Raw genomic sequence first — 24,791 nt, 5'->3', positions numbered from 1 at the left:
CTGGCTCCCTCATCGAGTGGTACCGAATAATGTACCACTCGCAGCGGCCGTCCATGAGGTCCCAGTCAGCACAGTTCAGCACGTCAGGTCTGCCTTCGATATGCGGCCGTGGACGCCCTTGACGATGTCGACCACCTGGGAGACGTGGAAGTCGGCGGCCGCGCTGAGGTAGGCGAGGCCGACAGGGCCGGGGATCGCGAAGCGGTCCGTGAGGAGGGTGAGTGCGTCGCGTACGGCGTTGCGCAGGGCCTCGTCGAGGTCCTGGTCGAGGCCCAGCACGATGTGCTCGGACGGGGTTTCGGCGAAGGGTGCGCGCAGGCGGGCGGCCAGGGAGCGGGTGGCCGGGTCTGTGTGGACGGTGAGGCGGAGGGTGGCGCGCAGTGGGGCCTCGAAGGCGGTGAGGGCGACTTCGCCGTCGCCCTGGGAGAAGTGCGGGTCGCCGACGTAGAAGAGGGCCTCGGGGACTTGGACGGGGAGGAAGAGCCGGGCGCCGGTGCCGAGGTGGCGGACGTCGATGTTCCCGCCGTGCGGGCCGGGCGGGACGGAGTGGACGGGGGATTCGGTGGCCGGGGCGACGCCCATGATGCCGAGGAAGGGGCGGAGGGGGAAGCCGAGTCGGCGGCCGTCGCCGACCGGGAGCCGGCCCCGGCCGTCGTCCGAGACGGTCGCGACGATGCTGGCCGGCTCGCCCAGGGGTGTCTGCGGGTATTCGCCGGGGAGGGCGCCCTTGCCGTGCCGGTTGCTGATCACCCCGTAGGGGGCGCGGCGGCGCAGGGTCAGGACTTCGACCTCCAGTACGTCGCCGGGCTGTGCGCCGTGCAGTGCCACGGGTCCGGTGACGACATGCGGGCCGTGCGTGTGAGGCAGGTGTTCGCGTGCGGAGGCGGCCAGTTCGACGGCGTCGTGCAGCAGACGGTCCCCGGGGATGCCGGCTGCCCCGAAGAAGGCGGCCGGGTCGCGGCCCTGGTCTTCGAGGATGCCCTCGTGACTGGTGGTGTCGAAGGTGACGGTCTCGCCCGATCGGACGGTCAGCGCCGGTTCGGCGGTGGCGTTGGGCAGCAGGCCCCAGTGCACCCGGGAGGGGTCGGCGGGGAGGTAGTGGTCGCCGTCCAATGGGCCGAGTCCGGGTTGGAGGAGCTTCACGTCAGGGCCTCCCGCAGGGCCTCGGCCGTGAGGGTGAACCCGAAGCACTGGCGGACGTTGTAGAGCGTGGCGTCCATGCAGTACGCGGGCGAGGTGGTGGCCACCGCGTCCTCCAGCATGAGGACGTCGTAGCCGAGGTTGGCGGCGTCCATGAGGGTGGCCAGGACGCACTGGTCGGCGTTGACGCCGGCGAACAGCAGGGTGTCGACCCGCAGGTTGCGCAGCACGCTGTCCAGCTCGGTGTCCTGGAAGCCGCTCATCCGGTACTTGGCGACGTGGAGGTCTCCTTCCGCCGGTTCCAGCCCGGCGACGAGTGCGGCCGAGGGGCTGCCGTGTTCCAGCACCCGGCCCGCGCCGCCCGGCAGCGGGGCGCCGATGCCGCCGCCGGTGCCGTCCGGGTCGTAGACGTGCAGGACGCCGGGCGGGAGGTTGGCCCGGTCGGGGCGGTTGCCCCAGTTGAGCCAGACGACCGGGACGCCGGCGGCGCGCAGCGGGGGCAGCAGGCCGGCGATGACGGGGATCGGGGCGCGGGCGGGGGTCACGTCCACGCCGATGGAGGCGAGCCAGCCGTCGGGCGAGCAGAAGTCGTTCTGCATGTCGACGACGATCAGCGCGGTGGCGGCGAGGTCGGCGACCACGGTCCGCGGCAGCGCCTCGGCGGTGACCGGGTGCGGGTCGCGGTGGGGACGGGCCAGGGTGACGATCCCGCCATCGGCCCGCCAGGCATTGCGGGAGTTGGGCCCGATCAGGCCGTGGGCCTCAGGCATGCGTGGGGCTCCTCGATTCGGTGGTGAAGCCGGTGGAGGCCGTGAAGTCCAGCAGGGCCCGGTCCGTGCCCCGGGCGCCCAGCGCGCACAGGCCCACGGGCAGTGAGCGCACCCGCAGCAGCGGGGCGACGACCGCCGGGAGCCCGGCCAGCGAGGCGAGGCAGGTCAGGCGGAGGGTGGCGGCGCGTACGGCCTCGACCTCCTCGGGCGGCGCGTCGGCGAGGGTGGCCGGACCGCTCGTGGCGGGCAGGAGCAGGGCAGTGCCGGGTACCAGTACGACGTCCAGCGCCTTCCGCGCGTCGGCCAGGATCTGTTCCGCCTCCGCCCGCTCGGCCGCGCTCACCCGGCGTCCGTTCTCGAAGCGCGCCGCGACGTCCGGGGCGAGCGCGCCCGGGTGACGGGTGATCCAGGCGCCGTGCTGCTCCCAGGCCTCAGTGGCCTGGACCGCGCGGAAGGCGGCGAACCATTCCTCCAGGTGCTCGGCGGCTCCGGTGGGAGTACGCGCCAGGGGCAGCCCTGTGCGCAGGGTCAGTGCCCGGCAGGCGGCCTCGAAGGAGGCGCGGACCTCGGGTCCGGCGAGCGACACCAGTTCCTCGTCCACCATGAGTCGGGTGACCGGCACGGGGGCCTCGTCGGCGGGCAGCAGCACCTCGGCCGCCGTACGCAGCAGGACGGGGTCGCGGGCCAGGAGTCCGGCGGTGTCGAAGGAGGGGGCCAGCGCCAGCAGGCCCCCGGTGGGGGTGGCTCCGTGGGTGGGCCGCCAGCCGTACAGGCCGCAGTAGGACGCCGGTACGCGGATCGAGCCGGCGGTGTCGGTGGCCAGCCCCAGGTCCGCCCAGTCGTGGGCCACGGCGGCGGCCGGGCCGCTGCTGGAGCCGCCGGTGACGCGGCCGGGGGCGGCGGGGTTGACGGGGGTGCCGTAGTGCGCGTTGGTCCCGGCGAGGCTGAAGGCCAGCTCGTCGGTCTGGGCGATGCCGGTGAGTTCGGCGCCCGCGTCGAGCAGCCGCCGTACGGCGGCCGCGTGCGCCTCTTCCGTACGGGCCTCCGCCAGCCAGGCGGGGTTGCCCGCACCGACGCGCTGTCCCGCGACGGCGTACAGATCCTTCACGGCGGTGCGGACATGCGCCAGCGGGCCCTGCCCGGTGGATGCCGACAGCGGGTCTCCCCGAGAACCCCCCACACGCCACACCGCCGGATCCGGGCGGTCGTCCGGCGTCGGCGCGGACGCGGCGCTCACATGTGCGGCGGCGATCCGCCACCCGGCGTCGGTGTGCTGCCACACCTGGGTCTGCAGCCCGCGTGCCCCGTCCTGCCGCCGGGTCTCGGCGGTCACGACCGCGACCCCGGTCGCCGGCCGGACCACGTGCACCCGCTCGACGACCCGCGCCGGAGCCCCGCCGCGCCCGCGCCGGAAGTCGGCGATGGCGCTGTGGCCCACCAGCACGGCGTCGCCGTCGGCGCGCAGGGTGTCCGGCGCGTCCAGGAACCAGTGGTCCAGCCCCGGCACATCATTGGCGGCGAGGGCTTGTTCGTATGCCCAGAAGGCAGCGAGGAGATCCGCGTTCACGACGTTCCCGCCCGCAGGACGGCCAGATCCCGGTCGTCCAGCGTCGCGCCCGGCCCGCGTTCGATGAGGTCGGCGAAGCCCTCGTCGGGGGACATGACGGTGAGGGTGTAGAGGCGTTCGGTGGCGGACGTGTTGACGATGCGGTGCTTGGACCCGGCGGGCAGGACCAGGACGTCGCCGGGGGCGAGGTCGCGTTCGTGCTCGTCGCTGGCGGCACGGCCGTGGCCGGCGAGGACGACGAACGTCTCGACCGAGTCGGGGTGCCAGTTGAAGGGCTGGGCGCCGCCCGGTTCCCAGACCTCGAAGACGACCGTGGTCGGCGAGCCGTCCCGGGGACCGGTGAGCACGGCGAGCTTGACGGTGTCGCCCGCGGTGATGTGGTGGGCGGTGATGTCACGCAGCGGGGTGTGCAGCGGGGGGTTGGCCATGGCGGGCTCCCTAGGAGGGCAAGGGGCGGTCGGGCAGGAAGCGCGCGCATTCGCGCAACGCGGCGGCGGCCGCGGCGATGGACGCGTCGACGAGCTTGCGGCCGAGTTCGGGCGTGGCTCCCGTGGGATCGCCGATGAGGCCGTTGCCGGTGGCGAAGTCGTCGCTGGTCCAGCCGAAGGACACCGGCTTGCCGAAGCCGATGTGCTCGTACGAGGTGAGGTGTTCGGGGACGCTGCGGCGGGCCCGGGCCATGTCCACCAGGTCCGGGCGGAGGTGCAGCATGGCGGCGGTCTCCTTGAGCCCGCCGTGCACGCCCATGCCGTACTCCGTGGCCGGGGACGTGCCGCCCTGGTCGGCGGGGAGGGATGCGTGCAGCAGGAAGGTGCGCAGGCCGTGGCGGGTGCGCAGTTCGCGCAGGGCGACGCCGAGCAGGGCGCTGTTGCCGCCGTGCGCGTTGAGGAAGGCGAGCCGCCGTACGGGGCCGGCGGTCAGGGAGCGGCCGAGGTCGTCCAGGACGGACAACAGGGTGCGGGCGCTGAGCCACAATGTGCCCGCGGACCAGGCGTGTTCGTCGGACTTGGTGTAGGCGAGCCCGGGCAGCAGCGTGATGTCGCAGCTCTCCCCCGCGATCCGGGCGGCGCCTTCCGCGACCGCCTCGGCCATGTAGTAGTCGGTGGCGACGGGCAGATGGGGCCCGTGCTGCTCGACCGCGCCGACGGGCAGTACGGCGACGGTGTCCCCGCCGAGCCGCTCGATCTCCGGGCCGCTGAGGTCGATGAACCGGGTGAAGGTCACGGGGTCTCCTCGGGAACGGTCGCCTCGGGAACGGTCGCCTCGGAAGCGGTCTCCTCGGAAGCGGCGGGAATCTTGCCGGGATTGAGCAGGCCGAGCGGGTCGGCGGTGCGGGCCGCTTCCCGTACCAGGTCCAGGCGGCGGTCGACGTACCAGTTGTGCGGGCTGTGCACGCCGACACCCAGAGCACCCAGGGCGGCGATGCCGTCGTACACCGTCTGCTCGTCCTGGTAACGGGCCATGAGCATGCCGACCGTGCCGGAGCGCATGCCCTCCAGGTGGAGCAGGGTGTCCGGGAAGACCTTCCTGATCTCGGTGGTGTCGCCGAGCAGGACGTCGCCGCCGATCTCCAGGTGGAACCAGCCGTCCTCGGCCTTCATCAGGTGGTAGGTCGGGTGGTTGAAGGACATCGAGCTGATCAGCGCGGGGCCGTCCGGTGCGGGCCGGACGTCGAGGACGCTGCCGCCGTACGACTGGACGATCGCCCGTGCCTGGTCGACCGCCTCCTCCTCGATGATCGCGCGCAGGCTCAGGGCCGCGGGGTCCAGAGCGGGGTCCGGCGGGTAGACCCGGACGAGGCCGGCCTCGTCCAGCGAGGCCAGGCGCGGTGCCGGTTCCAGCCGTACGAGCGCCGAGAGGGCGGCGGTGGCGGACGCCCAGTCGGCGAAGGCCGCGAACAGCCCCGTCCAGGTGCGGGCCCGCTGGAGCCGTACGGTCGCGGTGGCGATGACGCCGGTGGTGCCGTAGGCGTGGATGTACGGCAGCGCGTCCGACTCCCGCACGGTGAAGGGCTCGGCGTCCGCCGTGCAGGGTACGACGGTCAGCTCCCGTACGAAGCCGTCGCTGTTGGTCTTGTGCACGAGGGATCCGGTGCCGCCGCTGCCGCCGGAGAGGAAGCCGCCGAGGGTGGTGCCGAAGGTGGACGGGAACATCCACAGCTCCTGGCCGAGCGTGCGGGCGTGGGCTTCGAGGTCGGACATCTTCGCCCCGGCCTCGGCGCGGATCCAGCCGTCGCCGGCGTCGAGGACGCGGCCGCAGCCGGTGAGGTCGAGCACGGCACCGTCGTACAGCGGGATCGCCTGGCCGTAGTTGCCGGTGCCCTTGCCGCGGGGGGTGAGGGGGATGCGGTGGCGGTGGGCCAGGGCCAGGATGCCCGGGAGCTGCTCGTGCGAGGTGGGGCGCAGGACCGCCTCGGCGTGCCCGGCGGGGAGTTTCGCGGACAGGATGGGCGACATGTGCGCCCAGTCGCAGGAGGCCTTCTCCCGCGCGGCCGGATCGCGGATCGATCCGTCGGCGCCGAGGAGCTCGGCGGCCTGGGCGCAGAATTCCTCGATGCCGGGCGTGGGCTGACGTTCCGTCGCAGTCGTCGCTCGTTCGTCGTCGACGAGTTCGGTGAGAGCGGTCAGGTTTCCGGTCGTCATCACTTCAATCCGATCGAGGTGTCGATGAACTCGCCGGTCGCCAGGTCCTCGGCGGTCAGCCCCGGCTCGACCTTGGCGCCGCTCTGCTCGACGAGGGGGGTGAAGGTCTTCAGGATGGAGTCGACGCGCTTCATGTCGAAGCTCCCGATGCTGCCGTCGGCCTCGTTGCCGAGGATGCCGAGCTTGACCATCTGCTGCGCGGCGAAGGTGCCGGTGCCCTCGGAGTAGACCCAGCCGGTGTTGTACTGCTGCACCAGGTCGCTGATGAGCTTGACCGTCGCCGACGGCTCGGCCGCGAAGTCGACGGCCGACTGCTGCAGGACGGGGACGAGCTTCTTCAGGCAGGGGCTGAGCGACTTCAGCTCACCGCTGCGCACCGAGAGGGCTTCTGGATAGACGTTGAAGCCGACGTCCGCGAGCAGCTGGTACTTGATCGGCTTCTTCCAGGCCGACACCTCGTGCTCGTAGATGTACGGCTCGGCGGTGGCGAAGCCCTGCTGGGCGATGCCCGGGTTGGACACGAAGCGGGCGGGTGCGCCGTCGTAGCTCCCGTCCAGCTGGCTCTTCTTGATGAGGCCCTTCGCGACCAGCAGTGAGGCGTAGGTGCTGCCGTCCACGTAGACGACCTTCTCGTTCGACTTGCCGATGTCCGCGATCGTCTTCCAGTCGGGGTGGGTGGCGGGGTCCCACATCAGGACCTGCGGGCTCTTCTTCATCAGCGCCGCGACGGCCGTGACCGGCTGTTTGGCGGATGCCGTGATGGCCACGTCGGTGGTGACCGTGCCGAGGGTGATGCTCTTGTCGACGTACATCTGCGAGGGGACGCTCTGGTAGCCGATGGCGGAGCCGCCGGCCCGGATCTGGATGTCGACGCCGGTGTCCTTGCCGTCGATGACCAGCGGGCCGGTGACCCGCTTCTTCGCGGTGTCGACGGTGTGGCCGGGGCCGACGAGGTGGTAGAGGGGGCCGTGTTCGGCCTCGGGCTCCCAGTCGACCTGGACGACGACCGTCTTGGGGCAGACGCCGGTCAGGCGCTGGGCGGCGGGGGCTGCCTGGAGCTTGTCGGCGGAACCGGTCGAGGCGGTGGAGCCACTTCCGCAGGCGGTGATCGATACCAGGGCGATTGCGGAGGAAACGCCGAAAACAGCGGCGTGTCTGGCGGATGAGGGCATGACTGACTCCCTGAGGGACGGGGGGAGATGAGCGGAGGGCGGGGGCAGCGGCGGGGTTACGGCCGGTCGGCCGAGGCGTGCCAGGAGCCGACGGCGAGCCGCGCGACGAGGGTGAAGAAGGCGAAGACCGTGACACCGAAGAGTGAGGCGAGGATGATCGCGGCGAACAGGTCCTCGGACTGCAACCGGGAGCGGTAGACGTCGAGCAGGGTCCCGATGCCGGGTTCGCCCTGCTTGAAGAACATGTCACCGACGATCGCACCGATCACGGACAGGCCGGAGGAGGTGCGCAGCCCGGTGAAGATCGAAGGCAGCGCTGCGGGCAGTTCGAGCTTGCGCAGCCGGGCCCAGCGGCTCGCCCGCTGGAGGGTGAACAGGTCGTGGTGGGTGCGGTCCACCGACTGGATGCCGAACAGGGTGTTGGCGATCATCGGGAAGAGGGCGATCAGGACGCAGACGACCACGCGGCTGGTGAATCCGAAGCCGAACCAGAGGCCGACCAGCGGCACGATCGCGAGGATCGGCACGGTCTGGAGGACCACCGCGTACGGGTACAGGGAGCGTTCCAGCCAGCGGGCCCTGCTCATCAGCACCGCCGCCGTCACGCCCAGCGCGGAGGCGATGAGCAGACCGACGAGCGCCACCTGGGCGGTGAGCCGCAGCGCCTGGAGCATCGGCTGCAGATGGGTCCAGTCGAGGAACGACACGGTGAGGACCTGGTGGGGTGGCGGGACGAGGAAGCGCCGGTCGGGGCTGAGCAGCAGATAGGTGGCGGCGTACCAGACGCCGATGGCCGCGCCGAGCGAACCGAGCGGCGTGAGCAGTGTGACGGGCCGGATCCGGATCCGGTGCCGGCGTGCGCGGGCCGGAGGCTCGGCTTGGGGCAAGTCCGTTGCCGGTACGGCCTTTTCGGTCCGGTCGGTGGCCGTGATGTGGGCGCTCACTCGGATCCTCCACGCAGCGCCGCCGAGACCTCGCCGGCGATGCGGCCGAACTCGGGGTCGTAGCGCAGCTCGGCCGGGCGGGGATGGGGGAAGGGGACGTCGAAGGAGGCGGTGATCCGGCCGGGGCGTGCCGACATCACCACGACCCGGCCGGACAGGAAGACGGCCTCGGTCACCGAGTGGGTGATGAACAGGGCGGCGAAGCCGGTCTCGGCGTAGATGCGCTGGAGTTCCTCCTGCATGCGCAGGCGGGTCATCTCGTCGAGGGCGCCGAACGGTTCGTCGAAGAGGAACAGCGACGGCCGTGCCATGAGGGCACGGGCCAGGGACACGCGCATCCGCATGCCTCCGGACAGCTGCCCCGGCAGCTGCTTCTCGAAGCCCTCCAGGCCCACCAGGCGCAGGGCGTCCAGCGCCCGTTCACGCCGTTCGGCCTTCGGGGTTCCGGTGAGTTCGGCGGGGAGTTCGACGTTGGCCAGGACGGTGCGCCAGGGCAGCAGGGTCGGGTCCTGGAAGACGTAGCCGAGGGAGTCCGCGGGGGCATGGACCGTGCCGCCAGTGGCGGTGTCCAGGCCGGAGGCGAGGCGGAGCAGGGTGGACTTGCCGCAGCCCGAGGGGCCGACGACGGCGACGAACTCGCCCGGTGCGATGGAGAGTTCGAGGCCGGTGAGGGCGGTGGTCCCGTTGGCGAAGTGCTTGTCGACGCTCTCGAATCGCAGCGTCGCTTCCAGTGTCGCTTCGAGTGTCTGTTCGGCGGTGGTCGGCACATCAGCTCCCTTCAGTGCCACAGTGCGAATGTTGATAGCATGAACATTGATTGTTTCGGACCGGTGTCACGGCGGTATCCGTTCGTCGGGAACGGGCGGGCGGGCGGCTTCAGCAGATTCCCGGACAGGTTCCCGGACCCTCAGTACAGCTCGCGCACCACCGACGTACGGCTGACCAGCCGCCCGCCGGCGAAGACGAGCCGCTCGGGACAGGACGCGCCGAGGACCTCCGACACGGTCTGCGCGCGCACCGCCAGCAGATCGGCGACGGCACCCTCGTACGGGCCGGCCTCGGGCAGCCCGAGGACGGCACGGGCGCCCGCGGTGACCGCGTGCAGCGCCTCGCCCGGCGTGAGATGGCCGGCCGTGACCAGCAGGGACGCGGTCTCCAGCGGATCCGCCCGGCCCACGGGGTTGAAAGGGTCCCGGATGTTGTCACCGCCGGCCGCGACCGTCACGCCCGCGTCCAGCAGGGCGCGTACGGCGGTGAGACCACGCGGTGTGGACGACGGACGGTCGCGGCCCTGGAGGTAGAGGTTCGTCAGCGGGAGGGCGACCACGCCGATCCCGGCGGCCGCGACCTCCTTGGCCGTGCGGGCCGCCTCCTCCGGCTCCACCGCGCCGAGGCTGACGCAGTGACTCGCGGTGACGCCGGAGACGAAGCCGCGCTCCCGCACGGCACGGGCGAGCAGGCGCAGATCCTGCGCGCCCGGGTCGAGGGTCTCGTCCGCGTGCAGGTCGACCCCGACCTGGTGCTCGGCGGCGATGCGCAGGGTGCGTTCCACGGACGCGGCCGGGTCGGCGGACAGGTGGGGGCAGTCGCCCAGCAGGTCCGCGCCGAGGTCGAGGGCCTGGTGCAGCAGCTCGTCCGGGGCGTCGATGTGCAGGACGGCGATCTGGAGTCGTACGCGGCCGCGGAGCTGTCTGCGCAGCCGGAGCAGGGCACGCAGGCCGCGCAGCGGATCACCGGCGCGGTAGCTGCCGTTGTCCGTGAGGAGATCCACGTGGGTCCTGACGGCTGTCACACCGTTCGCACGCAACTCGTCGACCGCCCGCCCGGCGCGCTGGAACACGTCTTCCTCGGTGACCCGCGCGGCGTACGCGCGCCAGGCGGTGACGGCGGAGGACAGGTCTCCGGGCAGGGCGCCCGCTGGTGCCCCGGCAGGCAATGCTTGCGCCAGATCCCAGGTGAGGGCCTTGTCCAGGTGGGCGTGCGGTTCCGCGGGGGCGGGCAGGAGCAGATGCCCGGTCAGGTCGAGTTCATCGGGGCCGGAAGGAAGCACTCCGGGCGGGGCGACCCGGGCGACGAGGCCGCTGTCCGGGTCGAGCAGGAGGTCGCGGACGTCTCCGTCGGGCAGCCGCGCGCCACGCAGCAGAAGTGGTGACATCAGCGGTCCGTTCCGTGCGGCGCGGTGAGCACCGCGAAGCCGTCGAAGTCATGACGGCGTACGGGGGCGCCGAACATGTCGGTGGAGGGGTACGGGCGGGTGCGGCCGTCCCGCACGGCCGCGAACGCCTCGGCGACCCGGCCGACGAAATCCGCCGACTCCCGGTGCCGCAGATTGTGGCCGAGCAGCGCGGTGGTGACGGGCAGCTCCGCGAGGCGGCGCGTCGAGCCGGCGAAGGCTTTCACGTCGGCGCCCGGTACATGGGCGAAGAAGGTACCGCTGATCAGCGTGTCCCCGGCCAGCAGCAACCCCGTCTCCGGCTCCCACAGGCAGATGCCGTCCGGCGAGTGCCCGGGGGTGTGGAGCACCTTCAGGCTCCGGCCGCCCAGGTGGAGGACGTCTCCTTCGCGCAGCAGCCGGGTGGGGCGTACGGCCTCGATGCGCCAGTCGGCCAGGTCGGGCACCGGCCGCACCTCGACGCGGGAGTCGGTCAGGAAGAACCCGCCGGTGTCCAGGGCACGGAACTCCTCGTACCGCTTCCGCAGGCCGTGCGCGATGTGCGCGTACGCCTCCAGCCACTCGCGCGGAGCCGGAGCCGTGTGCAGCGCGGCGCCATCGGTGTGTACGGCGATGTCCTCGGCGTGCCCGGCCAGGGAGGCGTTGCCGCCGCGGTGGTCGAAGTGGTGGTGGGAGTTGACGACGAGCAGCGGCAGCCGGGTCAGCCGTCGCACCTGCTCGCCGATGTCGCCGACGCCCATGCCCGTGTCGTAGAGCAGGGCCAGTTCGTCGCCGAGCAGGAGGTAGCTGTTGACGTGGCCCGGCTCGGCGATCACGAAGGCGCCCGGGCCGGTCTCGGCGACCTGGAACCAGTCGGGCCCGCTCACGCGGCACCGAGCGCGTGATAGCGGCGGTCGTGGTGCACGAGGGCGGTCGGTCCGCCGGTCCCGGTCACGACGCCCTCGACGGCCGCGACGATCAGCTGGTGGTCCCCGGCCGGGAGGTCGCGCGCGATACGGCAGAGGACCGCGTACGAACTGTGCGCGAGCAGCAGCGGCAGTCCGCCGCGTTCCTCGGCCGACCACTCCACCTCCGCGAACCGGTCCGCGGAGGAGTCGGCGAAGCGCCGGGAGATGTGCTCACCGCCGGCATGCAGGATGTTCAGCGCGAACGTGCGGCCGCCGAGCAGCGTGGGCAGCGTACGGCCGCGACGGCCCACCCCGATGGCCAGCAGCTGCGGTTCGCGGCTCAGGCTCATGACGGCGGTGCTGGTGAAGCCGACCGGGCGCCCCTTCGCGGTCAGGGCGGTGACGACACAGACGCCCCCGGCCAGGGCGGCCATGGCGTCGAGGAAGGCGGAGTCCGGCCGGGAGTCGACGGGACGGTCGGAAGTGGCCGCAGCCATGAGGGCTCCCTTGGGGCTGAGAGGTAGAATGTTCGTGCCATCAACATCGAGCGTAAAGTCCTGGTGTTTCGCCGGCGTAAAACCTCTCCCCCGGCCGCCTTCAGGAGCCCAACGGCCCGTCGGCCCCACCCTTTAGGATTCCTGCCATGCCGCCCCAACCCGCCAACAGCACGTCACCCACCGCCGAGGACGCGGACGCACCGCTGCGCGCCGAACTCGGCAGTGCGATCCGCAAGTTGCGCAAGGAGCGGGGCCTGACCCTCGTCCAGCTCGCCGACCGCGCCGCCCTCTCCCACCCGTTCCTCAGCCAGCTGGAGCGGGGTCTGACCCGGCCGAGCATGCCGTCCCTGCACCGCATCGCCCGCGCTCTCGGCACCACACAGCAGGCACTCATGGCCGCGGCGGCGGTGCGGCATCCCGGCGCCTCGGCCGACTCCGTCCACCTGGTGCGCTCGGGCGAGGGCCTGCCCGTGGCCAACCCCGGCGGCACGGCACGTATGCTCGGCGCCCCCGCCTACTCCGTCCACCCCGTGGAGTACACCGGGACCCGGGAGGGGTTCGAGGAGTACTACGACCACCCCGGCGACGAGTTCGTCTACGTCGTGGCCGGTGAGATCGAGATCGACCTGCAGACCGCGGACGGACCCCGTCTCCACGTGCTCGGACCGGGAGACAGCATCTGCTACCCCGGAGGCACTCCCCACCGTTGGCGTGCCGTCGGTGACGGTTCAAAGGTGCGGCTCCTCACCGTTCAGAACGCGACGGGGGAAGCGGACCGCCACTCCTGACGCCGGCAGGGTCCGGTCCGTTCGCAGTCCGGTCCGTGCGCAGGTGTCCGGCCGGGACCATCAATTAGTATTTTGACATAGGTTTCTTGTCATAGGTAACTTGGCGTCGTGACCGGAATCAGTGAGGCTCGCCCCATCCAGGGCGTCGACCATGTGGCCGCAGGCCTCGTGGCGTGCCTGCCTGCGCTGAACCGGTACATCAAGCAGGGCATCGACCGGCAACTGCCCTACGCCAAGCTCCCCGAGCGGCAGTTGACCCTGCTTCAGTACGTCGCCGAGCACGACGGCGCGACCGTCCACAAGGCGGCCCAGGCGCTGCGGATGATGCCGAACAACGTCAGCGCCCTGGTCACCCGCCTCACCGAAGCGGGCCTGCTGGAACGGCATCAGGACGACACCGACAAGCGTGTGGCGCACCTGTGCGTCACCGCCAAGGCGCGTCAACGCATCGGCGAGGTCCAGAACATCGCGGCGGCGCAGTTCGCGTCCGCGCTGAATACTCTCACCGACGGTGACCTCGACGCCCTCGGCTCGGCGCTCGGCGCCCTCGAAGCTCTCACCCGGCGCCTGCGCGACGACTCCGCCTGACCGGTCCGGGCTCCCGTACGCCTGCTGCCCTTGCCGCCCCTGCGGCGGGGCTGGGTGTGCCGCTCCCGTGCACAGCTTCCCCCACATGTCCACGCGCCCCAGCGGCGCGCCACACGTCCCGAGGACAGCTCACACACATGTCTGTCACCGCTGTCTCCACAGCGCCCCCTTCCGTATCCGACCCCCAGCCCCGCGGTGTTCGCGCCAACGCCTGGCTGACGCTGGTCGCCGTCGCGTTCGGCCTGTTCATGGTCGGCCTCGACGGCTCCGTCGTCTCGATCGCCAACGCCGAGATCGCCCGCGACCTGAACGCCACCACCGCTGAACTGCAGTGGGTCACCAACTCCTACCTGCTCGCCCTCGCCGCCGCCCTCATCCTCGGCGGCAAGCTCGGCGACCGCCTCGGGCGCCGTACGGTCTACCTCGTCGGCGTCGTCGGATTCACCCTCGCGTCCGTTGCGATCGGTCTCGTCGGCTCTGTCGAGGGCGTCATCGCCTTCCGGGCCCTGCAGGGCCTCTTCGGCGCGATGTTGATGCCCAACACCCTCGCGTTGCTGCGTGCCGTGTTCCCGCCGAAGAAGTTCGGCATGGCGGTCGGCATCTGGGCGATGATCTCGTCCGTCTCCACCGCGCTCGGCCCGATCGTCGGCGGACTGCTCGTCGAGCACGTCAACTGGGAGTCCGTCTTCTACATCAACGCCCCCATCGGCGTCATCGCCCTCGTCTTCGGCCTCGTAGTGCTGCCGCAGTCCAGGAACGAGGCTGCCGCGAGCGAGAAGTTCGACGTGCCCGGCGTCGTGCTGCTCGCGCTCGGACTGCTCGCCGTCGTCTTCGGCGTCGTCAAGGGCGAGACGTGGGGCTGGACTTCGGCCGGCACGCTCGGCGCGATCGTCGGCGGTGTCGTCGTCCTGGTCCTCTTCGGCTGGTACGAGACCCGCGTCGCGCACCCCCTCCTGCCCATGCGGCTGTTCCGCAACCCGGCCCTGACCATCGGTACGTTCGTCACCGCGCTGAACTTCTTCGTGCTGCTCGGCACGATCTTCTTCGTGATGCTGTACCTGCAGAACGTACGCGGCTTCACGCCCGTCGAGGCCGGTGTGCGCACCCTGCCGCTCAGCCTCGTCTCCATGGTGGCCTCGCCGCTCGGCGCGAAGCTCACCGAGAAGTTCGGCCCGCGGCTGACCATGCCGCTCGGGATGGTGCTCCAGGCCGGCGCCGCGTTCGCGATGCTCTCGTGGAGCGCCGACTCCTCGTACGCCACCATGTGGCCGCCGTTCGCCGCGCTCGGCCTCGGCGTCGGCATCGTGATGTCCGCGTCCTCCGACGCGATCGTCGGCAACGCCCCCGTCAAGGACGGTGGCATCGCGGGTGGCCTCCAGGCCACCTCGCTCCAGGTCGGCGGAGCGCTCGGCACTTCGGTGCTCGTCTCCATCATCAGCAGCCGCGTCGGCTCCACACTCACCGACTCGCTGACCGACGCCGGCGTGCCCCACTCGGCAGCCGCTCGCTTCGAGGAGGCGAAGGACGCGGTCGCGATGGGCGTCGCCCCGGTCTCCGACGCGATGCCCGCACAGCTCCGGGCGGCCGTGGTGGAGGGCAGCCACACCGCCTTCATGAACGGCGTTCACACCGCCGTCCTGGTCACCGGCATCCTCGCGCTCCTGGGCGCCGCCCTCGCGGCGCTCGGCCTCCGAGGCCGGGCGGACGGGAACCACGACAGCACAGAGAACGACGAGAACGTGCCGAGCCCGGCAGCGCCCGCCACGGACACTTCGCCCGTCCCGGCGGCGACCGCGGGAGCCACTGCCGCGGTCCGGGCCTCCGGCGGCATCCCCGTCAGCGGCCACGTCATCGGCGCCGAGTCGACACCCGTGCCGCAGGCAGCCGTCACCCTGATCTCACTGGGCGGGCGGCAGGTGGGCCGCGTGGTGGCCCACCCGGACGGTTCGTACACGGTGGACGCGCCGGGCGCGGGAAGCTACGTGCTCATCGCCTCCGCCGAGGGCTACCAGCCACAGGCTTCCACGGTGGTGGTCGGCGACGAGCCGGTCTCGTACGACATCCTGCTCTCCGGCACCAGCGGCCTGGTCGGCACGGTCAGGTCGGCCGACCACAAGAAGCCGGTCGTCGGCGCCATGGTGGTCGCGGCCGACGTGCGCGGCGACGTGCTCGCCGCCGGGCTGACCGACACGGACGGCACCTTCAGCTTCGCCGAGCTGGTGCCCGGCCAGCTGACCCTCGCGGTGACCGCGGCCGGCTACCGGCCGATCGCGCTGCCCGTCGAGATCGCCGGGCAGGGCGTCACCAGGACCGAGGTCGAACTGTTCTCCGGCCTCCAGGTGCAGGGCACGGTCCAAGCGGCGGGCCGGCCGCTGAACGACGCGCGGATCACGCTCCTCGACGCGGCCGGCAACGTGGTGGCCGGCGCGACCACCGGCGAGGACGGCACCTATGCCTTCACCGACCTGGACGGCGGCGAGTACACGATCATGGCGGCCGGCTACCCGCCGAAGGCCACCAGCCTGACCGTGCACGGCTCGGGTGCGGAGAGCCACGACATCGAGCTCTCCCACCCGGGCGAGTGACAGCCGCCGGGCCGGACGCGCCAAGAGCGGAGGCGCGCCCGGCCCGGCGGTGAGGGACCCCGGACCCGGTGGTCGGCAACGGCAAGGGACGGCCTGCCGCCACCGGTCCGGGATTCACCACGCGCCGCTGCCGCCGGGAACCTCCTCAGGCGTCTCTCCGTGGCCGGGACTGCCGTAAGTCACGGGGATTCACGGGGATGAGCCGCAGCCCCTGTGCCTTCGTAGTCCGGCCTGCCCGACCGGCGGGGCTCCTGCCGCTCAGCGGGACGCCTGCCGCTCAGCGGGACGCCGAGCGCGAGCGGGCCTCGGCGAGCGTGCCCTGGGCGGCTGCCAAGGCGGCGAGAACGTCCTGAGCGGCTGCGCGGAGGGTGACCTCGTCCGGCCCGGCGGAGGGTTCGAGGGCTGCTTCGATCGTGCGGCCGAGCAGGTCCGCCCGGTGGTCCGGGGGGAACTCCTCGCTCGGGGGGACGGCGATGCCCCCCGTCATGAACCCGGTCAGCACCGCGTCGATCGTGTAGATCTGGTCCGCCGCCGACGCTGTGACGGTCACCAGCCCATGCGCGCGCCATACGTCGACGAGGCGGGCGAGCAGGGTGTGGAAGCCGAGTTCCCGGATGACGGGAAGGCCGTTCGCGGTGACCGCGAGCGCGCCGAGGACTTCATTGTCACCGGCATGGATGGCCCGGCCGAGAGGGTTGCGGGTCTGCTGCAGGAACACCTCCCGGACCAGCCTGTTGGGCAGGGCGGCGGACGGGTCCTGCTCGATTCCGGCGGCGAGGATGCCGAGCAGCTCGTGGAGCTCGCGCCGCAGCAGTTCGGTGAACAGCGTCTCTTTCGTCTTCCAGTGCAGGTAGACGGTGCCCTTGCCGATACGGGCGCGGCGGGCGATCTCATCGACGGTGACCCGCTTGTAGCCCCACGCCAACAGCAGCTCGCGCGCGGCGGCCAGGATGCGCTCGGCGCGTTCGTCGTCGGCCTGCGGGGAAGCGGCCAGGCGATCCAGGGTCATGAGCACAGCATCCCACCCTACTCATCGCGTGACCAAATTTCGAAACTGGTCATCCAGTATCGATCAAGAGTATGGTCGAGGCATGACCTCTTCGTCGCTCCCCCCACGGGGCGCCCGCCGTGCCCTCATCGTCGGATCCGGCATCTCCGGTCTGGCCGCGGCCCTGAGCCTGCACGGGGCCGGCTGGCAGCCCCTGACCATCGAGAGGGCCCCCGAACGCCGTACCGGCGGCTACTTCGTCCGCTTCAACGGCCCCGGCTACACCGCCGCCGAACGCCTCGGCCTCCTGGACTCGCTTCCGGACCGCCGCGACCCCGAGGGGCGCGCGTTCGAAGTCGACTCCCGCGGACGCCTCACACCCGGCCTGACCTTTCCCGAACAGGTCAACGGCACCCCGATGCGGATGCTGCTGCGCAGCGATCTGGAGCGTGTCCTGTACGAGGCGGTCCAGGACCTGGTGGAGATCCGCTACGGCACCGGGCCCGCCGCCATCACCCAGGACCGCGAGCAGGTGACCGTGACCCTCACCGACGGGTCCGTGGAGAGCGCGGACCTGCTCATCGGGGGCGACGGCATCCACTCCACCGTCCGCTCCCTGGTCTTCGGCCCCGAAGACCTCTACCGCAAGGACTTCGACCACGTCGTGGCCGCCTGCGTCATGGACGGCCCGCTGCCCGGCATGCGGGACGGCGACGTCGCCGTCGCCACCGCCCCCGGCCGCTCCGCCTGGATCAACAGCTACCGCGACCACCCCCCGGTCGCCTTCCTGCTCTACCGCACCGACTGGCCCGCCGCCGAGATCCGCAAGAAGCCCTCCGCCGCCCTGCGCCAGGCCTTCGCCGGCTTCGGCGGGGACCTCGTGCCCGCCATGCTGGAGGCGATGGACCGCTCCGAGTCTGTCCTGTTCGACCAGGTCAGCCAGATCCACCTGAGCCGCTGGAGCCAGGGCCGGGTGCTCCTGCTCGGCGACTCCGCCTGGTGCATGACCCTCCACTCCGGCCAGGGCACCGGCATGGGCATCGCCGGCGCCGAACTGCTGGCCCGCCTGCTCACCGAACACGGTGACCTGCCGACCGCGCTGGGCAGCTGGGAGCAGCAACTGCGCCCGCTCGTCACCCGCTACCAGAAGGAAGCCCTGCGCATGCGGCACTTCTTCATGCCCGCCAACCGCGTCGGCCGCATCGCCCGCAGCACCTTGATCCGCGCCGCCTCCACCCCGGTCGGCGCCAAGCTCGGCAAAGCCCTGATGGGCTGACACCTCACGAGAAAGAGGAAATGAAATGACTCAGACGACCGAGGCGGTAGTCGATCGCTACATCACGCTCGTCGACCGTGCGGTGCACGAGCCGGAAACACTGCGGGAGCTGGGGTCTGTGTTCGCACAGGAGGCCACCGTGCAGTTCGGCGAAATGCCCCCGGTGACCGGCATGGCCGGCATCACGGAGTTCTACCGACGCTTCTACTCGGACATGGCCGACAGCAAGCATGTGTGGACCACCACGGTGCTCGACGACGGAACGATCGAGGTCCGCTTCATAGCGGCCTGGCGCACTCCCGACGGCCAACTCGGGTCCCAAGGCGGCATCGAGCACGTGACGGTCGACGCGGACGGGCTGATCAGGGAGCTGCGGGTGCTCAGCTTGGAGAGCGAGGGCGCCTGACCGGCCGGACGGGGCGGGAGCCGGTGGTGGCGATCGTGGCCGGTTCCCGTCCCGCAAGCAGGGAACGATCACACAAGGACACGGTCTAGGGCCTGTGTGACGTTGTGATCAATCTTGCCGATCCGGATCCCTCTGGAAGGCAGATCCGGTAGGAAGACGATCGTGACGCGAAGGCAACTCACCGACGAGCAGTGGCAGTTGATCGAACCGTTCCTGCCGATAGGCGAGTGCGGTCCGTACCCTGAGCGGCTGCGTGAGCAGTTCGAGGGGGTGATCTGGCGGTTCCGCACCAGCAGTCAGTGGCGGGAAATGCCGGGCGGGTTCGGCCCGTGGCCGACGGTCTACGGCCGTTTCCGGGTCTGGCGGGACGCCGGCGTCTTCACCGCACTGCTGGAAGGTGTGATCGCTGAGGCCGCCCGCCAGGGGAAGACGGACTTGTCCCTGGTCAGCGTGGACTCCACCACCGCCCGGGCCCACCACGACGCCGCCGGGATGTGCATCGGCAAGGAGGTCATGGACGCCCTGGAGGAAGCCGCCGCCGACCAGGAACGGGCCTGGCAAAAGGGGGCGGCCCGCCGGAACAGAACGGACAGGACGGAAGCGACACGCCCGGGCGGGAAGAGCGGCGGCACGTCAGGCGACGGCGCAAGCTCCGTCTGAAGGAAGCCCTGCTCGGCAGGTCCCGTGGCGGGCTGACGAGCAAGGTTCATCTCGCCGCGGACCGCAAGTGCCGTCCGTTGTCGTTCGTCCTGACCGCAGGACAGGCCGCCGACAGCCCGCAGTTCGTCCCCGTGCTGCAGAAGGTGCGGGTCCGTCTGCCTGTCGGCCGTCCCCGGACCCGGCCTGGCGCTGTCGCTGCGGACAAGGCCTACTCATCCCGCGCCAACCGTTCCTACTTGCGAAAACGCAACATCAAGGCCGTCATCCCGGAGAAGAGGGACCAGGCTGCCAACCGAAAGAAGAAAGGCAGCCGGGGCGGCCGGCCCACAGGTCACGACACCGGTCTCTACAAGGAGCGGAACACCGTCGAGCGCCTGATCAACAAGCTGAAGGCCTGGCGGGGCATCGCGACTCGATACGACAAGACGCCCGAGAGCTACCTCGCCGGCCTCTACCTCCGCGCCTCGATGATCTGGATCAACGATCTACTGAAGGCGACAGGTTGATCACAACGTCACACAGGCCCTAGGACAGCGTGATGCCCAGTCGCTCCGCCAGCTCCTGGGCGCTGACGCCGTACGTCTCCCGGATCCGTACGCCGTCGGGGCCGACGTCGAAGACCCCGTGGTCCGTGTAGACGCGGCTGACGCAGCCGACGCCGGTGAGCGGGTAGGCGCACTGCGGGACGAGCTTCGGCTCGCCGGAGCGGGTGAAGAGCGTCATCATCACGTAGACGTCCTTGGCGCCGATGGCGAGGTCCATGGCACCGCCGACGGCAGGGATGGCGTCGGGCTTGCCGGTGTGCCAGTTGGCGAGGTCGCCGTTGAAGGCGACCTGGTAGGCCCCGAGGACGCAGACATCGAGGTGCCCGCCGCGCATCATCGCGAAGGAGTCGGCGTGGTGGAAGTACGCCGCCCCCGGCAGTTCGGTCACCGGGACCTTGCCGGCGTTGGTCAGGTCGGGGTCGACCGCGTCGCCCTCGGCCTTGGGGCCCATGTTGAGCATGCCGTTCTCGGTGTGCAGTACCACCCCGGAGTCGGCCGGCAGGTGGTCGGCGATCTTGGTGGGCTGCCCGATACCGAGGTTGACGAAGGCGCCGGCCGGAATGTCGCGTGCGATGACGGCGGCCAGTTCGTCCGTCGAGAGCCGGTGTTCGGCGCTTCTCGGCACCCCGGCGTACGCCTGGCCGCTCGACGTGGTGGTTGACGTGGTGGTCATCGGGCCCCCTGCACGGTGTAGTGGCGGGCCTTCACCTGGACGACCCGGTCGACGTAGATGGACGGGGTGACGACGGCCTCGGGGTCGAGCGTTCCGGGCTCGACGACCTCGTCGACCTGGACGATGGTCGTCGTCGCGGCCGTGGCCATGACCGGTCCGAAGTTGCGGGCGGTCTTGCGATAGACGAGGTTGCCCATCGCGTCCGCGACGTGCGCGCCGATCAGCGCGTAGTCGCCCCTGATGGGGTACTCCAGCAGGTACTTGCGACCGTCGATCTCACGCTCCTCCCTGCCCTCGGCCAGCGGCGTGCCGACCGCGGTCGGGCAGTAGAACGCGCCGATACCGGCACCGGCCGCGCGCATCCGCTCGGCGAGGTTGCCCTGCGGCACCACCTCGAGCTCGATCTTCCCCTCGCGGTAGAGGCCGTCGAAGACCCAGGAGTCGGCCTGGCGCGGGAAGGAGCAGAGCACCTTGCGCACCCGGCCGGCGGCCAGCAGCGCGGCCAGCCCGACCTCACCGTTACCGGCGTTGTTGGACACGATCGTGAGGTCCTTCGCACCCTGCCGGATGAGCGCGTCGATCAGATCGAACGGCATGCCCGCCAGGCCGAAGCCGCCGACCAGAACGGTGGAGCCGTCCTCGATCCCGGCGACCGCCGCATCCGCGCTCTCGACGATCTCCGCCCGGCTCACTGGGCCGTCTCCGTGACATCGCAGTTCTCGAGTACGACGGCCAGCCCCTGGCCGACCCCGATGCAGATCGCGGCGACGCCGTAGCGCTGCTTCCTCTCGCGCAGCACCTTGGCCAGTGTGGCGAGGATGCGGCCGCCCGAGGCGCCCAGCGGGTGCCCGATCGCGATGGCGCCGCCCTTCTGGTTGATGATGCCGGGGTCGACCTTCCAGGCGTCGAGGCAGGCGAGCGACTGCACGGCGAAGGCCTCGTTGAGCTCGACCGCGCCCACTTGGTCCCAGCCGATCCCGGCCCGGGCCAGCGCACGGTTCGCGGCCTCGACGGGGGCGTAGCCGAAGGCCTGCGGCTCCAGCGCCATCACACCTCGGCCGGCGATACGGGCGATCGGGTCGGCCCCGATCGTGGCCGCGGCCCTCTCGCTGCCCAACAGCACCGCGGAGGCACCGTCGTTGAGCGGGCTGGCGTTGCCCGCCGTGATGGTGCCGCCCTGCTCCGCCGTACGGAAGACCGGCTTGAGCCCGGCCAGGACCTCCGGCGTGGACCCGGCTCGGATGCCCTCGTCGCGGGCCAGGTCGACGCCTTCGACCGGCACCACCAGGTCGTCGTAGAAGCCCGATTCCCAGGCCTGGTGGGCGAGTCGGTGGGAGCGGGCGGCGAACTCGTCCTGCCGCTCGCGGGAGATCCCGAAGCGCTCCCGGAGCTGCTCGTTGGCCTCGCCGAGGCTGACGGTCCACTCCTTCGGCATCCGCGGGTTGACCAGCCGCCAGCCGAGCGTGGTCGAGACCGCGGTGACGTCGCCGGCCGGGAACGGCTTCGCCGCCTTGGGCAGCACCCACGGCGCACGCGTCATCGACTCCACGCCGCCGGTCAGCACGACCTCGGCGTCGCCGGACTCGATCGTGCGACTGGCCGTCATCGCCGCGTCGAGGCTCGAGCCGCAGAGCCGGTTGACCGTGGTGCCGGGCACGCTCACCGGAAGCCCGGCGAGCAGCGCCGCCATGCGGCCGACGTTGCGGTTCTCCTCACCGGCGCCGTTGGCGTTGCCCCACACCACGTCGTCGATCGCGGCGGGGTCGAGGCCCGGCACCCGGGCGAGCGTCGAGGTGATCGCGGCGGCGGCGAGGTCGTCGGGGCGCACGCCGGCCAGCGCGCCGTTGAAGCGGCCGAACGGCGTCCGCGTCGCGGCGTAGATGAAAGCACTCATGGCAGAGACGCTAATCCGGGGCCGCGATATTCTGAAGTACGCATATTCGAGCCAATTGATACGGACGACATATGGATCTGCGTCACCTGCGGTACTTCGTGGCGGTGGCCGAGGAACGCCACTTCGGTCGCGCCGCCGAGCGGCTCCACATGGCCCAGCCGCCCCTGTCCACGCAGATCCGCCAGCTCGAGGCCGAACTCGGCGTCGAACTGCTCCACCGCACCACACGCCGCGTCGACCTCACCGAGGCCGGCCGGGCCTACCTCGAGCGGGCGCGCGCGATCCTCGCCGACGTCGACGAGGCCACCCACCACGCACGGCTCGTCGCCGCCGGCGCGGTGGGTCACCTCGCGATCGGGTGCGTGGGCTCGGCGACGTACAGCCTCCTGCCCGCGCTGTCGCGGCGGCTCACGGAGGAGCTTCCCGGCGTCGACTTCTCCTTCCGCGGCGAGATGCTCGCGCCCGACCAGGTCGAGGCGCTGCGCACGGGCGCGATCGACGTCGCGCTGCTGCGCCCTCCGGCGGCCGACCTCTCCCTCACCGTCCACACTCTGCGCCGGGACCGGCTCGTCGTCGCCGTACCGGTGGACCACCCCCTCGCCCGCCGGAAACGGCTGCGGGCGGTGGACCTGGCCGGTGCCGACCTGATCGTGCACTCCGCCGACCGCCGGTCGGTGATGTACGACGTGGTGCTGGGCCTGCTGCGCGACGCCGGTGTCGAGCCGCACATCCGCCATGAGGTCGGCGAGACCTCGACGCTGGTCACGCTCGTGGCCGGCGGCCTCGGCGTCGCCGTCGTACCCGAGCCCGTGACCGCGTTGGCGCTCGACGGCGTCGCCTACCGACCGCTGTCCGGGGCCGACGCACGCGTGGAGCTGGCCGTCGCCCACCGCGCGGACCGCTCCGAGCCGCACCTGGCGCGCACCGTGGGGATCATCCAGGCGATGTTCTGACACGTCCACCGACGCCGGACACGGCCCCCCGCGTGGCGCGACATGGTCAGTCCTGGGTGGCGGGGAGGGGGAGGAGCCGCTGGTACGCGGGGACGGCGACGGCGGCGACAACGACGTGCATGACCATCAAGGCGATGACGGCACCCCAGCTGGTGCCGGGCTGGCTGCCGGAGATGCCGACCATGATGTCCGGGATCAGGCTGACGATCACGACGGCGGGCACGAGGGTGCGCAGCAACCGGGCCGGGTGTGCCGAGCGCGCGCGGATGATCGCCCAGGCGGCAGCGGCGGCCAGGACGCCGATGACGGTGAAGGAGCCATAGGCAGGCAGTTGGAGAGCGTCGAAGTCGTCCGAGGCGCCGGCGGCGTGGGCTATCGCGGCGACGATGGCGTTGAGGGCGACGGCGACGGCGACGGTGCCGATCAGGCCGCCGGCGACGACGAGGCCGCTGGGGCGGGCCGGGTGGGCGGCGAGCTGGTGGCTCATGGTGTTCCTCCGGATCGAGTGAGGGCGAGGCCGGGAGCGGGCCGGGTCAGCCGGCGGGTGAGCGGACGAGTGCGCGCACGGTGTGGCCCGCGGCCAGGGCTTGATCGACGACCAAGCGCCCGGTGGCACCGGTGGCGCCGAGTACGAGCAGCTTCATGGGGGGACTCCTCAAGGCTTCGGCGCTGCTCGGAACCCCGGGCAGTCACTTCAAGCATTAACTCAAACGTAGCGGCAATAACTTCAGCCTTCAAGTGAAGATAAGGCGGATTCACTTCAAGCTTGAAGCGCCGGTACATTGGAGGGCATGACGAACACCCCCGCCGACGAGGCGCCCCGCTGGCTTGACGAGGAGGAACGTCGCGCCTGGCTCGGCCTGGTCGGCATCATGCGGCGCCTGGAACACGCGCTCGACACGCAGCTGCGCGACGAAGGGCTGACGCACTTCGAGTACGGGGTGATGGCGTCGCTGTCGGAGTCGCCGCAGCGGGAACTGCGCATGAGCGCGCTCGCCGCGTTCGCCGAGGGCTCGCTCTCTCGCCTCTCCCAGGTCGTGGCCCGGCTCGAACGCAAGAGGTACGTCCAACGCCGCCCTGATCCGGCCGACGGCCGCTACACCCTGGCCACCCTGACCGACGAGGGGTACGAGAAGATCGTCAGCGCTGCCCCCGGCCACGTCGCGGAAGTACGCCGACTGGTGCTCGACCCGTTGACCAAGGCGCAGGTCAAACAGCTCGCCCACATCGGCCGACGCATCCTGCACGCCATCGACCCCGACCACTGCGACGGCGGCCGCGGCTTGGGGCCGCCGTAGCCAGGGCCGCCAGTAGTCGTCGCAGCCGGCCTGGCGGGAAAGGCGGCCGCATGGTCGCGCGATGCAAGGTCAGGCGCGCCGACAGGCACGCGTGAGTCAGCCACACCCAGGGGTCGCGGCGACTGCGGCGAGGCTCGGCATCGGCGGCTTACCGATCAGTCGGCATCGCCGCCTTGCCGACCAGGAGGAAGGCCTACGCAACGATCTTCGCGACGGAATCGCGAGCCTGCTGCGCGATGCGGTCGTCAGTGACGTCGTCCGCCCCGCCCACGCCGATGACCTCCCCGTCGGCCGTCACGATCGGCACGCCGCCGACGACCGGCGTGGAGTCCCTGGGCGCCCTCA

The 24,791-nt window shown here is 71.4% G+C and carries 24 protein-coding genes and 3 pseudogenes; 9 read left to right on the top strand and 18 right to left on the bottom strand.

The window, feature by feature from the left end; genetic code table 11:
- Positions 1-75: 75 nt before the first annotated feature.
- The 12 genes from Q4V64_RS34095 to Q4V64_RS34040 form a co-directional block, all read right to left on the bottom strand.
- Positions 76-1,143: an acetamidase/formamidase family protein gene (locus tag Q4V64_RS34095; protein ID WP_124439390.1), complete on the bottom strand. Its 1,068-nt coding sequence runs from the start codon at positions 1,141-1,143 to the stop codon at positions 76-78.
- Complete coding sequence (locus Q4V64_RS34090; RefSeq protein WP_124439391.1) at positions 1,140-1,910, bottom strand: isochorismatase family cysteine hydrolase; 771 nt, start codon at positions 1,908-1,910, stop codon at positions 1,140-1,142. Before Q4V64_RS34090 ends, Q4V64_RS34095 begins: the two co-directional genes overlap by 4 nt.
- Complete coding sequence (locus Q4V64_RS34085; RefSeq protein WP_124439392.1) at positions 1,903-3,477, bottom strand: amidase; 1,575 nt, start codon at positions 3,475-3,477, stop codon at positions 1,903-1,905. Before Q4V64_RS34085 ends, Q4V64_RS34090 begins: the two co-directional genes overlap by 8 nt.
- Positions 3,474-3,905: a cupin domain-containing protein gene (locus tag Q4V64_RS34080; protein WP_124439393.1), complete on the bottom strand. Its 432-nt coding sequence runs from the start codon at positions 3,903-3,905 to the stop codon at positions 3,474-3,476. The genes Q4V64_RS34085 and Q4V64_RS34080 overlap by 4 nt, the downstream gene beginning before the upstream one ends.
- A gap of 10 nt (positions 3,906-3,915) precedes the next feature.
- Positions 3,916-4,701 carry a creatininase family protein gene (locus tag Q4V64_RS34075; protein WP_172629138.1) on the bottom strand — a complete coding sequence of 262 codons (786 nt, stop codon included), beginning with the start codon at positions 4,699-4,701 and terminating at the stop codon, positions 3,916-3,918.
- A complete protein-coding gene (locus tag Q4V64_RS34070; protein ID WP_124439394.1) occupies positions 4,698-6,119 on the bottom strand; it encodes an FAD-binding oxidoreductase in 1,422 nt (473 codons plus the stop codon). The genes Q4V64_RS34075 and Q4V64_RS34070 overlap by 4 nt, the downstream gene beginning before the upstream one ends.
- Positions 6,119-7,291: an ABC transporter substrate-binding protein gene (locus Q4V64_RS34065; protein ID WP_124439395.1), complete on the bottom strand. Its 1,173-nt coding sequence runs from the start codon at positions 7,289-7,291 to the stop codon at positions 6,119-6,121. Before Q4V64_RS34065 ends, Q4V64_RS34070 begins: the two co-directional genes overlap by 1 nt.
- 56 nt (positions 7,292-7,347) lie before the next feature.
- Positions 7,348-8,235, bottom strand: a complete 888-nt coding sequence (locus Q4V64_RS34060) for an ABC transporter permease (protein WP_253266876.1) — start codon at positions 8,233-8,235, stop codon at positions 7,348-7,350.
- Positions 8,232-9,023 carry an ABC transporter ATP-binding protein gene (locus tag Q4V64_RS34055; RefSeq protein ID WP_253266877.1) on the bottom strand — a complete coding sequence of 264 codons (792 nt, stop codon included), beginning with the start codon at positions 9,021-9,023 and terminating at the stop codon, positions 8,232-8,234. The genes Q4V64_RS34060 and Q4V64_RS34055 overlap by 4 nt, the downstream gene beginning before the upstream one ends.
- Positions 9,024-9,142: 119 nt before the next feature.
- Positions 9,143-10,390, bottom strand: a complete 1,248-nt coding sequence (locus tag Q4V64_RS34050) for an amidohydrolase family protein (protein WP_124439396.1) — start codon at positions 10,388-10,390, stop codon at positions 9,143-9,145.
- Complete coding sequence (locus Q4V64_RS34045) at positions 10,390-11,274, bottom strand: MBL fold metallo-hydrolase (protein ID WP_124439397.1); 885 nt, start codon at positions 11,272-11,274, stop codon at positions 10,390-10,392. Before Q4V64_RS34045 ends, Q4V64_RS34050 begins: the two co-directional genes overlap by 1 nt.
- A complete protein-coding gene (locus Q4V64_RS34040) occupies positions 11,271-11,792 on the bottom strand; it encodes a flavin reductase family protein (protein WP_124439398.1) in 522 nt (173 codons plus the stop codon). The genes Q4V64_RS34045 and Q4V64_RS34040 overlap by 4 nt, the downstream gene beginning before the upstream one ends.
- A gap of 146 nt (positions 11,793-11,938) precedes the next feature.
- On the opposite strand from Q4V64_RS34040, the gene Q4V64_RS34035 reads away from it, so the two are divergent.
- The 4 genes and pseudogenes from Q4V64_RS34035 to Q4V64_RS55395 all read left to right on the top strand — a co-directional run bounded on the left by Q4V64_RS34035 (position 11,939) and on the right by Q4V64_RS55395 (position 15,753).
- On the top strand, positions 11,939-12,580 hold the full coding sequence (locus Q4V64_RS34035; protein ID WP_124439399.1) for an XRE family transcriptional regulator: 642 nt from the start codon (positions 11,939-11,941) through the stop codon (positions 12,578-12,580).
- A gap of 117 nt (positions 12,581-12,697) precedes the next feature.
- Positions 12,698-13,168, top strand: coding sequence for a MarR family transcriptional regulator (locus Q4V64_RS34030; RefSeq protein WP_253266879.1), 471 nt, complete (start codon positions 12,698-12,700; stop codon positions 13,166-13,168).
- 137 nt (positions 13,169-13,305) lie between these two features.
- Positions 13,306-14,862 (top strand): annotated as a pseudogene (locus tag Q4V64_RS55400) (MFS transporter); the annotation flags it as partial.
- A gap of 45 nt (positions 14,863-14,907) precedes the next feature.
- Complete coding sequence (locus Q4V64_RS55395; RefSeq protein WP_301184508.1) at positions 14,908-15,753, top strand: carboxypeptidase regulatory-like domain-containing protein; 846 nt, start codon at positions 14,908-14,910, stop codon at positions 15,751-15,753.
- 277 nt (positions 15,754-16,030) lie between these two features.
- Here Q4V64_RS55395 and Q4V64_RS34020 read toward each other — a convergent pair whose 3' ends face one another.
- A complete protein-coding gene (locus Q4V64_RS34020; RefSeq protein WP_124439401.1) occupies positions 16,031-16,762 on the bottom strand; it encodes a TetR/AcrR family transcriptional regulator in 732 nt (243 codons plus the stop codon).
- 82 nt (positions 16,763-16,844) lie between these two features.
- On the opposite strand from Q4V64_RS34020, the gene Q4V64_RS34015 reads away from it, so the two are divergent.
- From Q4V64_RS34015 to Q4V64_RS34005, 3 genes and pseudogenes are all read left to right on the top strand, one after another.
- On the top strand, positions 16,845-18,017 hold the full coding sequence (locus tag Q4V64_RS34015) for an FAD-dependent monooxygenase (protein ID WP_172629139.1): 1,173 nt from the start codon (positions 16,845-16,847) through the stop codon (positions 18,015-18,017).
- Between the two features lie 25 nt (positions 18,018-18,042).
- Entirely contained in the window at positions 18,043-18,423 is a 381-nt protein-coding gene (locus tag Q4V64_RS34010) for a nuclear transport factor 2 family protein (RefSeq protein WP_124439403.1), read from the top strand.
- 162 nt (positions 18,424-18,585) lie between these two features.
- Positions 18,586-19,589, top strand: a pseudogene (locus tag Q4V64_RS34005) (IS5 family transposase).
- 19 nt (positions 19,590-19,608) lie between these two features.
- On the opposite strand, the gene Q4V64_RS34000 reads toward Q4V64_RS34005, so the two are convergent.
- From Q4V64_RS34000 to Q4V64_RS33990, 3 genes are read right to left on the bottom strand one after another with little or no spacing between them, the layout of a single operon-like run.
- Complete coding sequence (locus Q4V64_RS34000) at positions 19,609-20,301, bottom strand: 3-oxoacid CoA-transferase subunit B (RefSeq protein WP_303713472.1); 693 nt, start codon at positions 20,299-20,301, stop codon at positions 19,609-19,611.
- On the bottom strand, positions 20,298-20,993 hold the full coding sequence (locus Q4V64_RS33995) for a 3-oxoacid CoA-transferase subunit A (protein WP_124439414.1): 696 nt from the start codon (positions 20,991-20,993) through the stop codon (positions 20,298-20,300). Before Q4V64_RS33995 ends, Q4V64_RS34000 begins: the two co-directional genes overlap by 4 nt.
- Positions 20,990-22,195, bottom strand: a complete 1,206-nt coding sequence (locus tag Q4V64_RS33990; protein WP_124439415.1) for a thiolase family protein — start codon at positions 22,193-22,195, stop codon at positions 20,990-20,992. Before Q4V64_RS33990 ends, Q4V64_RS33995 begins: the two co-directional genes overlap by 4 nt.
- A 71-nt stretch (positions 22,196-22,266) precedes the next feature.
- Between Q4V64_RS33990 and Q4V64_RS33985 the strand changes: the two genes are divergently transcribed.
- Positions 22,267-23,148, top strand: a complete 882-nt coding sequence (locus tag Q4V64_RS33985) for a LysR substrate-binding domain-containing protein (RefSeq protein ID WP_124439416.1) — start codon at positions 22,267-22,269, stop codon at positions 23,146-23,148.
- A gap of 46 nt (positions 23,149-23,194) precedes the next feature.
- Here the strand turns inward: Q4V64_RS33985 and Q4V64_RS33980 are convergent, their stop codons facing one another.
- The gene (locus Q4V64_RS33980; RefSeq protein ID WP_124439417.1) at positions 23,195-23,635 is read right to left on the bottom strand and encodes a DUF6069 family protein; all 441 of its coding nucleotides are present in this window, start codon (positions 23,633-23,635) and stop codon (positions 23,195-23,197) included.
- A gap of 55 nt (positions 23,636-23,690) precedes the next feature.
- Positions 23,691-23,792 (bottom strand): annotated as a pseudogene (locus Q4V64_RS33975) (NmrA family NAD(P)-binding protein); the annotation flags it as partial.
- A 147-nt stretch (positions 23,793-23,939) separates the two neighbouring features.
- On the opposite strand from Q4V64_RS33975, the gene Q4V64_RS33970 reads away from it, so the two are divergent.
- On the top strand, positions 23,940-24,446 hold the full coding sequence (locus Q4V64_RS33970; protein WP_124439419.1) for a MarR family transcriptional regulator: 507 nt from the start codon (positions 23,940-23,942) through the stop codon (positions 24,444-24,446).
- Positions 24,447-24,791 lie beyond the last annotated feature (345 nt).

This window comes from Streptomyces sp. NL15-2K, assembly GCF_030551255.1.
Taxonomy (GTDB): Bacteria; Actinomycetota; Actinomycetes; order Streptomycetales; family Streptomycetaceae; genus Streptomyces.
Note: the sequence above shows the minus strand (reverse complement) of the source record. Positions and strands in the feature narration are given on the sequence as shown.

Bases quoted from the DNA above. Each gene is read 5' to 3' on its own strand.
- Q4V64_RS34050 (WP_124439396.1), bottom strand. From the start codon at position 10,390: ATGTCACCACTTCTGCTGCGTGGCGCGCGGCTGCCCGACGGAGACGTC.
- Q4V64_RS34000 (WP_303713472.1), bottom strand. From the start codon at position 20,301: ATGACCACCACGTCAACCACCACGTCGAGCGGCCAGGCGTACGCCGGG.
- Q4V64_RS33985 (WP_124439416.1), top strand. From the start codon at position 22,267: ATGGATCTGCGTCACCTGCGGTACTTCGTGGCGGTGGCCGAGGAACGC.
- Q4V64_RS33990 (WP_124439415.1), bottom strand. From the start codon at position 22,195: ATGAGTGCTTTCATCTACGCCGCGACGCGGACGCCGTTCGGCCGCTTC.
- Q4V64_RS34010 (WP_124439403.1), top strand. From the start codon at position 18,043: ATGACTCAGACGACCGAGGCGGTAGTCGATCGCTACATCACGCTCGTC.
- Q4V64_RS34035 (WP_124439399.1), top strand. From the start codon at position 11,939: ATGCCGCCCCAACCCGCCAACAGCACGTCACCCACCGCCGAGGACGCG.
- Q4V64_RS34040 (WP_124439398.1), bottom strand. From the start codon at position 11,792: ATGGCTGCGGCCACTTCCGACCGTCCCGTCGACTCCCGGCCGGACTCC.
- Q4V64_RS33970 (WP_124439419.1), top strand. From the start codon at position 23,940: ATGACGAACACCCCCGCCGACGAGGCGCCCCGCTGGCTTGACGAGGAG.
- Q4V64_RS33980 (WP_124439417.1), bottom strand. From the start codon at position 23,635: ATGAGCCACCAGCTCGCCGCCCACCCGGCCCGCCCCAGCGGCCTCGTC.
- Q4V64_RS34070 (WP_124439394.1), bottom strand. From the start codon at position 6,119: ATGACGACCGGAAACCTGACCGCTCTCACCGAACTCGTCGACGACGAA.
- Q4V64_RS34020 (WP_124439401.1), bottom strand. From the start codon at position 16,762: ATGACCCTGGATCGCCTGGCCGCTTCCCCGCAGGCCGACGACGAACGC.
- Q4V64_RS34080 (WP_124439393.1), bottom strand. From the start codon at position 3,905: ATGGCCAACCCCCCGCTGCACACCCCGCTGCGTGACATCACCGCCCAC.
- Q4V64_RS34015 (WP_172629139.1), top strand. From the start codon at position 16,845: ATGACCTCTTCGTCGCTCCCCCCACGGGGCGCCCGCCGTGCCCTCATC.
- Q4V64_RS34065 (WP_124439395.1), bottom strand. From the start codon at position 7,291: ATGCCCTCATCCGCCAGACACGCCGCTGTTTTCGGCGTTTCCTCCGCA.
- Q4V64_RS34090 (WP_124439391.1), bottom strand. From the start codon at position 1,910: ATGCCTGAGGCCCACGGCCTGATCGGGCCCAACTCCCGCAATGCCTGG.